A 12,255-nucleotide genomic window follows, 5' to 3' on the forward strand; every position below is an offset into this window, starting at 1 on the left:
CCCTTCACGTTGCGCGCCGGCGTTTCTGCGGGCGTGCGGCAGACCCCGGCGGCGCCGCCGGCTTCCCCGCGCTGCGGCCGGCGGCCAGCTTCCCCGCGCTGCGGTCGGCGGCCGGCTCCCCCGCGCTGCGGCCGGCGGCCGGCTCCCCCGCGCTGCGGTCGGCGGCCGGCTCCCCCGCGCTGCGGCCAGCGTCCCGCTGCGCGACGACGCGCTTCGGCGCCACGCGACGCCAGGCCCCCACGAGCAGCTCTTCCAGCAGCGTCGGGTCGACGCGACGGAGCTCCACCCGGGTCCAGCCCTGATGTCCCCACGGCGTCACCGAGAAGACGTCGGGCTGCGCCTGCGTCAGGCTGTCCTGCTCCTCGAGGGACAGCTTCAGGACCGCGGCCTCTTCCGCCACCCAGTGGGTCGCGAAGATCTTCCCTCGCACGCGGAACGACGGCTTACCAAAGTGGTCCTGCACCTCGGCCTCGGGCAGCGACAGCGCGAGTCTTCGGAGATCGTCGGAGGAGATCATGGCGGTGCACCTCGGTAAGAGGGGTGGGGCGCCGTCGTGAGGGCGGCTCAGGCCGGCACCGCCTCGAAGACCCTATAGAAGCTCGGCGTCTCGCGCACGTGCTTTCCGCAGAGCCCCGCCGCCTCGAGCGGCGAACGATAGTCGGCCTCCGTGCGCTCGCGTCCACCCGTGTTCGCGAGCTTGTTGATGTCGCTGAACGCGAGGATCCAGTCAAGGGCCGCGTTCCCGCGCGCCGTGGGTGCGGGCGGCTCCACGACGAGGGGGCGCGACGTGCCGTCCATCGCCTCGCGGTTTCAACCTGTTTGTCGCTCCAGGCAAGGTCCGAGAAGCCCTGCGACCGGGCAAACGTCGCCCCAACGTTACCGCCGCTGAGAGGCATAGCGTGCGCTCGATGGGTACACCAGGCTCCGGAGGGGCCGGCGGGCCCAGGCCCATCCGGTTGTGCCTTCCGCTGCTGTCCAGCTTGCGCGACTTTCCACACTTGTTCCCCCGCCGAGGTACTCGCTTGTCCGGGATCATGGAGTGTTTGCACCCCATGCGGAGCGCCGGAGTGCCGTGGTGCCCAGGCCAGAGCGGACTCGGTGTACCGGCGATCTGGGTACGGGAGAGGCATTCGCGGAGAAGGCGGGCAGGACGAGTCGGTTATTATCTGTGAGTGAGCAACATCTATGAACGGTCACAAAGAGGCGATGCCTTATTAGACGCCACTATTCAGTCGGTTGCGATAGTTCCAATCACCGTTTGGATAGTAGTACGCATATCCACCTTCTCCATCATTCCTATCAGCAACAGTGTTCAGTTGATAATATGTGCCACCCCATACATTGGAGGGAAGAGAACAACCAGATGGACCTTCATTGAAGTGAAGCATTCCAGCGTTGCGATGCCCTTTTGTATAATCATCGCAGATGCCAGACTGATTTGGCCAATTGCGCAATCCAAACTCAGTAAGCACCCACCACTTCCTCGTCCCAACATACTGATTGTATGTATTTATCATAAATCGCATACTGTTATCATTGGTAGCCTCTTCACTTGTCCATGAATAGGTTGCATAGAAATGCACTCCAACAAGGTCACATTCATTCACAACGTTGCGGCTTGCGCCGCTCTCAGTTGTTGTTGCGTTTGCGTAAATCTCAACCCATCGTTTGGTATTTGTAGCGTCATCGTAATTATCGATCTGCCTGTGTACTCTGGGTGCAATCGCTGTGCAAATTATCTTTGCTAAAGGAAAGTTGTTTCGGCAAACAGTGATAGCCTGAAGTAGATTGTGGCGTGTCTCCCAAATAAAATTTTCGTCTCGATAGCGCCCATTGACATTGGGCTCATTGCCAAGCTCAATCAATAGGTTACTGTATCCGGGCCTTGGGCTCAAACCATGAGTGGATTGGCTTTTGGCATCGTACCATGGCCTAATTTCATTATAGACAGCATTGGGATCGATTGCTCCATGATCTCCTGTAGCTGTGCGTACAATCGTATAACGAGTCAAATTGCAGACTTGGAGTCGGTTTGAGGCATCCCATTGAACATGCTGCCTTGCGTCATTGAGGAGTCCATATGTTGTAGCTGCAACGACTTTCACTGCATCATATCGGCCTAAGTTTACTGCATTGGTCAGCTCATTATAGGTTGCAAATACCAGGGTAGGTCCAACATATCTGTTAATTGGAGCGGCGCTGACGAATGAGGATGAGCCTGTCAGCCCTGCTGCCGTGCCACCCAAGAGAGCCTTCCCAAAATCACGACGGGATACATTTCTCATACTCTACCTCTGTACACCAATGCTATTGCTCTAAAACGGTATGATCGTAGATACGCAAATCGGTGGTTGAAATTGCCAACAGAGAATCTGTTAAATTCTTTTACTCGATTCTTGCCATTAGGCATTAGGAAGACATGAGCAGGCTGTGGAGTGAAGGCGGGGGGATGATGGTGAGGGTCTTGGACCCGCCGCGCTTGCCATCGAACCCGGACAGCTGGGCGTGGGCCCAGGCCTTGGTGCCGAGATCCGCCGCGGCCGAGAGGAAGGCGACCACCACCAGGAACAGCGTGGAGGCGCGCTCCCCCGGCGGCAGCTCGTCAGCGTCGGCGTCAGCGCCCGCGTCGTGGGCGTCGCGCGAGGCCGCGGGCCGGGCCGGGTCCGCGCCGGGCTGGGGCGGCTGACCGGCCGTGGGGCTCGCCGGCGCCGGGGATACTTGCTCCGAGGCTGCGCTGGCCTGCGCGGGTACGTCCGGACCGCTCGGCACGTCCGCCGCGTTGTACGCGAAGGCGCGCGGGGGGCCAACCGCCCAGCCCGGTTCCGACGCCGGGTGGGAGGCAGGCGAGCGCGAGGGCGCAGGCGCAGCGGAGAGGCGCCGGGCCTCCGCCGCGGGCGTCCGCCGGCTCGCGCCGGCCTCGTACATCCCGAAGAAGCTTTGCCCGTAGCCTTGCTCGAAGATCTCCAGACCTCCGTCGCCGCGCAGGAAGATCGCATGGTCGATGTCGGCGTAGCCCTGGCTGTCGTCGCCGTGGCTCAAGCCCGCTGCCTTGTAGAGGTCCGCCTCGTTCGTGGAGAACTCCACGAACCCGTCGCCCGCCTCGATCCGCTCGACCGACGAAGCTCCGGCGTGCCAGCCCGAGCCGGGGCCGCGAGCGATGCCGCCGTCGGACGCGCCAACCTCGACGAGGTTGTTCCACGAGACGTCAGCGCCCTCCGCCGCGCGTGCGTCCCCCATGCTCGCGCAGCTGCCCCAGAGGGCGACTGCCGCATGGATCCGGATGATGTTGTGCTTCTTCAACGTGTCTCCCTTGGCGCCGCGCTGGCGCGCGCCTCATCGCAGCGATGGCCAGGCTACCTCTGTGATTACCTGTCCCACCTGGCTGCTCGTATAGATCCTTCGAGGCACGACCTTCTGTTCTGACATTCCGAGCAAGAATCGGTCGCGACGGCGGTCTTCAACGCAGCTCGCTCGGCTCGTACGGCTCGAGCTCCGACCAGCAGCCATCAGCTCCTGCGCGCGCGAGCACCCACGACCAGCCGAAACCTACGGGTATGCTGGATCTCGCGTCCTCCCGGGCCGCTCCGATCCCATCCCGATCGGTCTCACCCAGGTCGCGCGAGGCGCGCTCGCGCCGGCGCAGCTCGCCTCGCGAGCTCAGCGCGTCGTCGCGTCAGGCGCGCCGCGATCCCGGGGTGTGGGAGGTCGATGGGGTCGACTGCGACGGAGGGGGCGATTGCGGCCAGAGAGGGTCGGCGCTTCGCCCGGAGGCTCTGGAGACGCCATCGTGAGCGCCCTGGAGACGCGCAGGCCAGGCTCGTGGTCTCGACTGCCCGCCGCCAGGAGGCGCCCGGCGCGCCGTGACCGTTCCCGCTCAGATCACGTCGGCGCGCGCCAGCTGGTCGAACGCCGCTTGCAGCCACACCTTCACGCGCTGGCGGTCCATCCTCGTGAAGGTCTCACCCCCGATCGCCGGGTTGTTGACTGCGGCCCAGAAGCTCACGTCGAGGTGATCGATCTTCTGCATCGCGGCCGGGTGCAGCTCGGGCAGGTCGAGCACCACGGCGCCTTGCGCCACGGCCGCCGCCTGGGTCGGCGAGCGATCGAAGAGCGAGAAATCCTTGCCCCGGCCCTGGTTCTTCACGACGCAGTAGCGCGCTGCCGTCCCACCGCGCTTGAGCAGCCGATCCAGCGTGAGCAACGAGTCCTTGCCGTCGTCCATCACGTGCCAGAGCACGAGCGTGATGCCGCACTCTCGCGCCAGGTCCAGGACACCCGCCTCCGTGATCCAGGCGAAGAGGGGACGCTCGCTCTGCGCCGGCAGGTCCACGACCACCCGGCGCTCGGTCTCGGTCGCCAGCGCGATGATGTCATCGGCGCTCTCGAAGCGGGTGAGATCCACCGGCCGGCTGTGCTCGGCATAGTGCCGCAGCAACGACCCGTGCGAGCCATCGGCGTCCAGGGCAACGAAGGGGAGCGCGCGATCGATGCAGTACTGGGCGACCAGCCGGGCCACCACCGACTTGCCGACGCCGCCCTTCTCGCCCCCGATGAAATGAATCGTGCTCATCGGCGCACCCTAGTTGTCCGCTGTTGCGCACGCAACGTGGTTTTCGTCCACGGCGCGGTGTCCGGAAGGTTTCGTCGGCGACGACCGCCTCGTGGACCTCGCCGTGAGCCATGCTGGACTACCTGCCTTCGGGCTGGCGGCGAAGGCGACAAAGCGCGCCAGGGGTGACGGTGACAAAACCCGCCAGGCGTCGCGCGCCGGCGCGGTGCGCGGCGACGCGGGATCAGGGCATCTGGCCTGCCACGGCGGCGGCTATGCGCCCGCCGGCGGCGCAGGCGGCTCCCCGGCCCCCCGCTGCCTCTTGCCGCCGCCCCATCCCGCCGGCGGCGAGGCGCCGCCCTCTGCCGCGGCGCCGGGGGTCAGCCCCGTCCAGCGCTTGAACGCGCGGTGGAAGGCGCTGGGGCTCGAGTAACCGAGCTCATGAGACACCGCCTTGGGCTGGGCGCCGCCCAGCGCTCGCCGCGCCCGCTCCAGCCGCAGCTCCTGCAAGAGCTCCCGGTGGCTGACGTGCGCCGCGGCCAGGCGGCGCTGCAACGTCCGCGCGCTCATCCCGAAGCTCTCGCCGATGCGCGCCAGGCTGGTGTCGCCCGCGTCGAGCGCCAGCGCCAGAGCATGCCGGACGGCAGGGACAAACTCTTCATCGTGCGCGACCCTCCCGCAGACGTCAAGGCGAGAGAGCGCTTCTTCCGCCTGCGCAACAAGGATGCTGCTGAGCTGCGGGTCCTGGCTGGCGATCGGCGCCCGGGCGATGTCGCGGTCGAAGACGATCTCGTCGAAGCGGCCCCCGAACTGCACCGGGACGCCGAGGACCTCTTCATACCTGCTGGCCGCGACGAGGGGAGCGTGCGCGAACTGGACCCGGCGCGGCGCGTGGGCCGGCCCGAACAGCGCCTGGGAACGCGCGACGACCAGCCCGAGCAGCAGCTCCGCCAGCGAGGGGACGCCGCCGGGCGCATCGTGACGAAGCCGGAAGCTCTGCCCGTCGGATTCGGTCCAGACGCGCCCGGCATCCGCGAGCAGCGGCAGATACCGTGTCAGGTGCGCGAACGCTTCTGCGCCGGTCGCGCTGGCCATTGCGAGGTAATCGAGGAGGTCGAGGCTCCCCAGCGGGAGCTGCCGGGCGGCGCGGAGGCCCAGGAGAGGACCGGCCGCGCGGGGGTCCGTGAGGCCGCTCCACACGCGGCGGACCATGGCGATGGACACGCGTGCGCCCCGCTTCTCCAGGAAGCCGCTGGGGAGATCGATCACGCGCCGAACCTCCTCGGCCTCGAGCCCGTCTCTCGCTGCCGCTGTCACCAGGGCCCGCAAGAACTCCGTGGATCCCGAACCTTGAGCCGGCATAATGGCGCATTATGCGAGCGTGTCGCAAAATGTAAATCTGTCGCGCGATCGATCCGGCGATATACCTCAGCGAATTGGGCGCGCTGAGAGCCTGGGACACCTACAACCGAACCCCCCGGGCTGGGCCACCGATGACCTGTTTCGACCATTGCCTGACACGTGCTCGATCGCCTCGACCTGGCCCGGCGCCCCACCGGCGTCGCCGGCGCCGCGCGGGCCGCTTCGCGACCGCGGCCCTGGCCGCCTTCGCGCTCATGACGTCCGGGTGCGACTCGGGAGTGACCCCGCCGGCCAGCGGGCAAGGCCCCATGGCCGATCTCGCGCGTCCTGCTGCCAGTTCGATGAGGAGCGCGAGGGCGGCCAGTGCACGGCCGTCGCCGACAACGCGATCCCGGGGCGCCGCGTCTGCAATGACGACGCCGATTGCGGCAGCGGCCTCCGCTGCGCGCTCAAGACGCCTGGCATCGGGGGCGACAACGCCTGCGAGCCGAAGAAGGCCGATCATCAGATGTGCACGCGCGACGGCGAGTGCGCGTCCGGCCGCTGCGGGGGGCTGATCGCCGGCGCCGGCTGGTGTTACACGCCCGGATCGAAGACCATCGGCCAGGGGTGCCGGGTGAACGAGGAGTGCTCCAGCGACCGCTGCGGCGATCTCACCCAGACGTGCCTCTGCCGCTCCGACGCGCACTGCGGTGCGAACGAGTTCTGTGGATGGGGCACCCACGAGGGCGCGTGCGTCAACAAGCGCAGCCGAGGCGCGGCGTGCACCAAGGACAACCAGTGCGCTTCCGGGAACTGCAGGTTTCTCTCCTGTCGTTGACCGCTGCGACTACACATTCCGGTGTCAAGGCACCCTGGCGCATTCTGTACATTGCCTGTCGCGAAGTGGAGCTCGGGCCCTCGCGAGCGCGTGATACACGCTTGCCGTAGCACCGTCTCGGCCTGACAGGCCACGACCCATTCCAGGAGATCCAGATGAAGAAGCAGCTCGCATTTGCCCTGTCCATGCTGATCGCGACGCTCTCCGCCGCTTGCGGCTCGGGCGACGCCACGGAGGCGGAGAGCGACCCGCCCGCGCCGCAGGCCGAGGCGTCGGCGGCCGTCACGCCGGCCCTCTTGCTGCGGACCGTGGAGAACATCGGCGCCGAGCTGGAGGCGCGGCAGGCCTCCGGGACGCTCTCGGCCGGATGGACCGAGGCCTGGTCCAAGGCGCAGGCGATGCGGCAGCAGAGCCAGGTCCAGACCTTGATCGAGCTCCTCCAGGAGGGGGCCTCTTCCGGAGACCTGCTCGCGGCCGGGTCGGACGCGATCGAGCTCTACTTCCAGTCCTATGATCCCGTCTTGCTCGAGATGGAGCGGCAGCACGCGGAGGGAACCCTCGACGCCCGGCTCACGGAGCTGCGCTCGAGCTGGCTCTCGGTCGCGGAGCGGGTCTCCGAGTCGGGCGACTCGTCGCAGAGGGCGTCGACGTACTGCTGTCGCGCGAGCGTCTCCTTCTCGGACAACTGGTCATGCCACCAGTTCAGGGAGATCCGCACCTCCTCGGCATCAGCGTCCGCGCGCTCGGCTCGCCCGCCGGCGCCGACTGCGGAGACGGCGGGATCTACGCGCTCATGCCTGCATACGGCCGCTGGATAGAGGAGAACGCCGACGGAGAGGTGCCTGTCACGGGAGAAGGCGCCACGCCGGCGGCGGGCTTGGATGGAGACCCGCCGGGCGGATGCACCGTCGGCCGCGCCGGGCGCCCCCTGGACCGCAGGGGCATCGGAGCGTCAGCGGCCTTGATGGCGAGCGCCATCGTGACGCTCCTGCGCGGTGTTCGAGACCAACGTGTTCGGCGTCGTCGCCGTTAACCAGGCGATGCTGCCGCTCCTGCGCGAGGCGCCGGCCGCCCGCATCGTCAACGTGTCGAGCGGCGCTGGCTCGCTGACGATGAACTCGGACCGGACCTTCCCCTGGCGCTCGATCTTCGGCCCCGTCTACCCTGCGTCCAAGACGGCTCTCAACGCGATGACGCTCACCATGGCGATCAGGGGGCCGCGCCGTTCGTGGCCTACACCGAAAGGAAGCCGCAGGACGGGACGAGCAACGCCGGCGACCTCTTCAGCCGCCCTTCCGGGGTGGCGCTCGGCGCCACCTTGATCTTCGAGAGCGATGCCTCGAACCTCGCCACGGACAAGAAACGGCGGCTCAGATCGCGGGTTCGCCTGATTCGCGGCGTGTGGCGGCGCGGGCGCTTCAGCCGCCCGCGCCGGCCAGGCGGTCGAGCCACTCGCCGAGCAGGTGCCGCTCGGCCGGGGAGAGGGCGTCGGGCGCCTCGGCGAGCACGGCGCGCAGGGCCACGGCGCGCGCCGCCACCCGGCCCGCGCCGGGCGCCTCGTCGGGGGCGGCGTCGGGCGTGGGGGCGACCGTGATCGCGGCGAGGACCGCGTCGCGCATGGCGCCCGAGAGCCGCGGGTCGCGCTCCTCGGGCGGGGTGGCGATGAGCGAGAGCGTCACCCCGCCCCCGGCGGCGGCGATCAGGCGCACGGCGTGGGGGACGCTCACCCGGAGCCGTCCCGCCTCGGCCGCGCGGGCCACGAGCCCGTGCAGGATGGCCTCGCCGTCGCGCACCACCGGCGCGTTGGCTGCGGAGGTCGGGTCGCTGTAGATGAGGGTATACACGCTTGTAGAACCACGGCCCCTCGGTGAAGCCACTCAACGACACGTTGGTGATGCTTCCCGAGGTGCTGTCATGTCCGAGCTCAGCTTCACGTACCGGAGGGTGCCATTCCCCCAGTACATGTAGGCCTGTCCATCGTCGTCGACGAACACCGTCGGGTCGATGTTGCCGGATCCGTTCTGGGCCAGCTCCCTTCCCAGCGGGTCCATGAACGGGCCTGCCACATCGTTCGATACGCCCACGCCGATTTTCGCGCCGGTGGCGTTGTTCAGCGGTACGTAGAGATAGTACTTGCCGTTCCTGGCGATACCCTGCGGCGCCTCAGGGCGCCAGCTCACGATCTGCGCGAGCATGCGCTCCTCGGGGACGACGTCGCGGCGAGGTGCTGGCAGCGCGCCTGGATCTTCCGAGGCGCGCTGCCCCGGGTCACACCGCGGTGTAGCCGCCGTCCACGGTCAGCTGCGCGCCGGTCATGTACGACGACCAGTCGGACAGCAGGAAGACCGCCGGTCGGGCGATCTCGTCGGCGTGCGCGTACCGCTTCATCAGCGTGGCCGCGGCGAAGGCGTCGAGCACCTGCTCGCCGCTTTGCATGTGATCCCAGATCTCGGTCTCCACCGGGCCGGGCAGGATGGCGTTGACGCGAATCTTGTCCGCCGCGTAGTCGATGGCAGCAGACTTGGTGAGGCCGAGGATCGCGTGCTTGGTCGCGGCATAGACGCCGAACCCGGGCGCAGAGACCGTGGAGGCGATCGAGCCGCAGTTGACGATCGAGCCGCCGCCGCCCTTCTTCATGACAGGCACTTGATACTTCATGCACAGATAGATGCTGTGCAGGTTGAGCTGCATGAGAGCGAGGTAATCGACGACCGGCACGTCCGCGAGCGGCCCGAGCGCGGTGGCGATACCGGCGTTGTTGAAGACGCTGTCCAGCCGCCCATAGGCCTCCACGGTGCGCTCGATCAGAGCCTGGATGTCCGCCTCGACGGTGACGTCGGTGCGGACGAACAGCGCGTTTCCACCCTCCACCTTGATGCGGGCCACGAGCGCGTCGCCCATCTCCTGGCGTCGCGCGGCCAGCACCACCTTGGCGCCGGCCCGCGCCGCCGCGACCGCGGTCGCGGCCCCGATTCCCGATGTGGCCCCGGTGATCAAAACGACTTTATTATTGAGCATGATAATCTAAACTCCGTGTAATGAGTATTGGAATGGATCGAGAGACTGGCTGTCTCCAGCCGACCGTCAAACACCGGTATGAACGGGCCCGCGAGCGCCTGGGTGCTCATGCGCTCGCGCTCCTCGACCGCCCTGGAATCAACCTGTACAGCGTGTGGAATGAGCAGACAGCGCCGTTTGGCTCCTTAAGATTGCATTGATGGTAAGGCGTACAATCAGTGCGGTTGTGACTCGACTAACCCGGCGAACAGGGCCTGTCAAAGCGACCAGGCCCTCGGCGTCTACGCCGACCTCGCCAAGGCGCTCAAGCAGACGATGCGCGCCGAGGCGCGGGCCATCGCGGCGCGCGAGGCGCTGCGCGCCGGCTCGCGCTGCGCGCCGGCTCGCGCTGCGCGCCGGCTCGCGCTGCGCGCCGGCTCGGTGAAGAGGGACGCGGAGGCGATCGCCGGGGAGCTCGAACGCGTCATCGACTCGCACCGATCGCTGCGGCGGATCCGCATCGAGACGTGCAACGGCGCGCTGCTGGGCGAGCGGGAGCGGCCGATCGACGCCGGGCTGGAGCGGTCGCTCCTGGTGCGGCGGGCGATCGGCGCGGACGACGGCGACGAGGAGCGGCCCGAGGAGCCGCAGGTGCTCGTCGCGACGTTCGCGGCGCCGCGGGCTCGCCTCGACGAGCTCGAGGCCGTTCAGGCGTTCGCGCAGGCATACTACCGAGGATAGCCCGCGCAGAGCCATTCCGACCTGTCAAGAAGTTCCCGCCAACGGCCGGCAGTTGACATAACGTAAAAATACATTCACTGATCCGCCTACAAAAGCCAACAGATCCAACGAGCTCACTCGGTTGTGTAATATTGTCTACATTGCGCTAAGCTCGTCCAAACGCTTCCCCTGCGCTTGGAAGGGCGTGCCAGGTACGGGCGAACGCTTTTTCGATGGCTGTCCCTCCGCCGCCAGTTGGGTTGGCGTCCCGTGCTCTGCCGTGCCGCGCCGCGTCGAATCCTTGCCACCTGAACCGTGCGTAGCTTCCGAGTTGTCCTTCCGTGGTATCGAAGGGACGCGTGGTATCACGGCGCTGCGCCATTTCGAGTGCGGTGCGAGCGCGCCGCTATACCGCACCAATGGATACCGAGGTGGAGGAATCAATGCGGCACGTCGAGCAATGAATTCCACCGGCGTCATGATCCGGTGGGTGGCGCCCCGCGTCGGGTACTTGAGCCGGTACGCGATGCGCCCGTCCGAAAGTTGCGAGATGCGATCGAGGGAGAAGCTCGGCCGGGCGCAGCAGCGGCAGAGGCGTTCGCGCCGCTCGTCATCGTTCGCTTCGCTGCGAACCGCGGCCTGCACGTTGAACCCATCGAGGTCCGTCGTGAAAGGCCCGCGCCGCATCGGCTCGAAACGCGCCTCTCCAGCGTCGTCCGATTCCAGGGCCGCTCCCTTCGGGTCGAGCTTCGCAATTGTGCCTGCCCGGTCGATCGGGTAAGCGGGGACATGCGCTTCGGGCTCGGCGGCGGCGATGCTTCCAGGCTGCGAGAGGGCGTTGCCCGGTGGTATCGCCCCACTTCGCTCGCGATCGCGCTGCACATCCTGATTCCGCTTCTCGCACACGGCGTTCGACCCCTTCGCGCGGCGCGGACAGACGCGCCGGGTCACCTGCCGGCGGCGTCCTCCGCGTCCAGCTCAAAGGCAGCTCGGACGATGTCGCCTGGCGTCGGGCGGCTCGCGCCCTCAAGCAGCGCCTGGCGGGGAGATCGTTCCCGCTGCCCGCATCCCTGCCCCAGGGGGCGACCGTCTACATCGATGTGACCTCGACCTTCGCTCACCCCTCGGGGGGCAAGGAGGTCGCGGAGCTCGAGGATTCCGTGCCGTTCGTGGCCTACACCGAAAGGAAGCCGCCGGACGGGACGAGCAACGCCGGCGACCTCTTCAGCCACCCTGCCGGGGTGGCGCTCGGCGCCACCTTGATCTTCGAGAGCGATGCATCGAATCTCGCCACGCACAAGAAACGGCGGCTCAGATCGCGCGTTCGCCTGATCCCCGGCGTCTGACGGCAGGGACATCATGGGATCAGCTCCCCTTCTTTCAGGGGACGAGCGTGGGCCACGACAGGACCCTTTCCAGGCGCTTCAGCCGCCCGCGCCGGCCAGGCGGTCGAGCCACTCGCCGAGCAGGTGCCGCTCGGCCGGGGAGAGGGCGTCGGGCGCCTCGGCGAGCACGGCGCGCAGGGCCACGGCGCGCGCCGCCACCCGGCCCGCGCCGGGCGCCTCGTCGGGGGCGGCGTCGGGCGTGGGGGCGACCGTGATGGCGGCGAGGACCGCGTCGCGCATGGCGCCCGAGAGCCGCGGGTCGCGCTCCTCGGGCGGGGTGGCGATGAGCGAGAGCGTCACCCCGGCCGGCGCTCACCGCCCGCGTGGACACCGCCTCCCGCCCGCCGCGGGCCAGCAGCTCGGCCGCCGCCCGCACGATGCGCTCCCGCACGTCCCATCGTCCGCTCGGTCATGTTATCGAC

Annotated in this window: 14 protein-coding genes and 2 pseudogenes; 5 read left to right on the forward strand and 11 right to left on the reverse strand. The window is 67.7% G+C overall.

Annotated features, from left to right (window positions below; all coding sequences use genetic code 11):
- Positions 1 to 4 precede the first annotated feature (4 nt).
- The 6 genes from WME89_RS52105 to WME89_RS52130 all read right to left on the reverse strand — a co-directional run bounded on the left by WME89_RS52105 (position 5) and on the right by WME89_RS52130 (position 5,911).
- Positions 5 to 517: an MmcQ/YjbR family DNA-binding protein gene (locus tag WME89_RS52105; RefSeq protein WP_438006941.1), complete on the reverse strand. Its 513-nt coding sequence runs from the start codon at positions 515 to 517 to the stop codon at positions 5 to 7.
- 47 nt (positions 518 to 564) lie between these two features.
- Positions 565 to 798 (reverse strand): hypothetical protein, encoded by a 234-nt coding sequence (locus tag WME89_RS52110; RefSeq protein WP_438006942.1) that lies wholly within the window; start codon positions 796 to 798, stop codon positions 565 to 567.
- 416 nt (positions 799 to 1,214) lie between these two features.
- Positions 1,215 to 2,285 carry a hypothetical protein gene (locus WME89_RS52115; protein WP_438006943.1) on the reverse strand — a complete coding sequence of 357 codons (1,071 nt, stop codon included), beginning with the start codon at positions 2,283 to 2,285 and terminating at the stop codon, positions 1,215 to 1,217.
- Between the two features lie 124 nt (positions 2,286 to 2,409).
- Positions 2,410 to 3,300 carry a hypothetical protein gene (locus tag WME89_RS52120; protein ID WP_438006944.1) on the reverse strand — a complete coding sequence of 297 codons (891 nt, stop codon included), beginning with the start codon at positions 3,298 to 3,300 and terminating at the stop codon, positions 2,410 to 2,412.
- Between the two features lie 574 nt (positions 3,301 to 3,874).
- A complete protein-coding gene (locus WME89_RS52125) occupies positions 3,875 to 4,570 on the reverse strand; it encodes a mobilization protein (RefSeq protein ID WP_438006945.1) in 696 nt (231 codons plus the stop codon).
- Positions 4,571 to 4,822: 252 nt separating this feature from the next.
- Entirely contained in the window at positions 4,823 to 5,911 is a 1,089-nt protein-coding gene (locus WME89_RS52130) for an AraC family transcriptional regulator ligand-binding domain-containing protein (protein WP_438006946.1), read from the reverse strand.
- A 265-nt stretch (positions 5,912 to 6,176) separates the two neighbouring features.
- Here WME89_RS52130 and WME89_RS52135 point away from each other — a divergent pair, with 265 nt between their 5' ends.
- The 3 genes and pseudogenes from WME89_RS52135 to WME89_RS52145 all read left to right on the forward strand — a co-directional run.
- Positions 6,177 to 6,731 (forward strand): dickkopf-related protein, encoded by a 555-nt coding sequence (locus WME89_RS52135; protein ID WP_438006947.1) that lies wholly within the window; start codon positions 6,177 to 6,179, stop codon positions 6,729 to 6,731.
- A gap of 155 nt (positions 6,732 to 6,886) precedes the next feature.
- Entirely contained in the window at positions 6,887 to 7,549 is a 663-nt protein-coding gene (locus tag WME89_RS52140) for a hypothetical protein (protein ID WP_438006948.1), read from the forward strand.
- Between the two features lie 174 nt (positions 7,550 to 7,723).
- Positions 7,724 to 7,942 (forward strand): annotated as a pseudogene (locus tag WME89_RS52145) (SDR family NAD(P)-dependent oxidoreductase); the annotation flags it as partial.
- A gap of 207 nt (positions 7,943 to 8,149) precedes the next feature.
- Here WME89_RS52145 and WME89_RS52150 read toward each other — a convergent pair.
- The 3 genes and pseudogenes from WME89_RS52150 to WME89_RS52160 form a co-directional block, all read right to left on the reverse strand.
- Positions 8,150 to 8,575, reverse strand: coding sequence for a hypothetical protein (locus tag WME89_RS52150; RefSeq protein ID WP_438012098.1), 426 nt, complete (start codon positions 8,573 to 8,575; stop codon positions 8,150 to 8,152).
- A pseudogene (locus WME89_RS52155) lies at positions 8,574 to 8,893 on the reverse strand (family 43 glycosylhydrolase); the annotation flags it as partial. The pseudogene WME89_RS52155 and the gene WME89_RS52150, both read right to left, overlap by 2 nt.
- 106 nt (positions 8,894 to 8,999) lie before the next feature.
- Positions 9,000 to 9,749: an SDR family NAD(P)-dependent oxidoreductase gene (locus tag WME89_RS52160; protein WP_438006949.1), complete on the reverse strand. Its 750-nt coding sequence runs from the start codon at positions 9,747 to 9,749 to the stop codon at positions 9,000 to 9,002.
- Between the two features lie 315 nt (positions 9,750 to 10,064).
- Between WME89_RS52160 and WME89_RS52165 the strand changes: the two genes are divergently transcribed.
- Positions 10,065 to 10,469, forward strand: a complete 405-nt coding sequence (locus WME89_RS52165; RefSeq protein WP_438006950.1) for a hypothetical protein — start codon at positions 10,065 to 10,067, stop codon at positions 10,467 to 10,469.
- Between the two features lie 135 nt (positions 10,470 to 10,604).
- Here the strand turns inward: WME89_RS52165 and WME89_RS52170 are convergent, their stop codons facing one another.
- Positions 10,605 to 11,399 (reverse strand): transposase, encoded by a 795-nt coding sequence (locus WME89_RS52170; RefSeq protein ID WP_438006951.1) that lies wholly within the window; start codon positions 11,397 to 11,399, stop codon positions 10,605 to 10,607.
- A gap of 209 nt (positions 11,400 to 11,608) precedes the next feature.
- Here WME89_RS52170 and WME89_RS52175 point away from each other — a divergent pair, with 209 nt between their 5' ends.
- Positions 11,609 to 11,794 (forward strand): hypothetical protein, encoded by a 186-nt coding sequence (locus WME89_RS52175; protein ID WP_438006952.1) that lies wholly within the window; start codon positions 11,609 to 11,611, stop codon positions 11,792 to 11,794.
- A 78-nt stretch (positions 11,795 to 11,872) separates the two neighbouring features.
- Here the strand turns inward: WME89_RS52175 and WME89_RS52180 are convergent, their stop codons facing one another.
- On the reverse strand, positions 11,873 to 12,133 hold the full coding sequence (locus WME89_RS52180; protein WP_438006953.1) for a hypothetical protein: 261 nt from the start codon (positions 12,131 to 12,133) through the stop codon (positions 11,873 to 11,875).
- Between the last annotated feature and the right edge of the window lie 122 nt (positions 12,134 to 12,255).

Origin of the sequence: Sorangium sp. So ce321, from assembly GCF_051530195.1 — a bacterium.
In the GTDB taxonomy this organism is placed as follows: domain Bacteria; phylum Myxococcota_A; class Polyangia; order Polyangiales; family Polyangiaceae; genus Sorangium.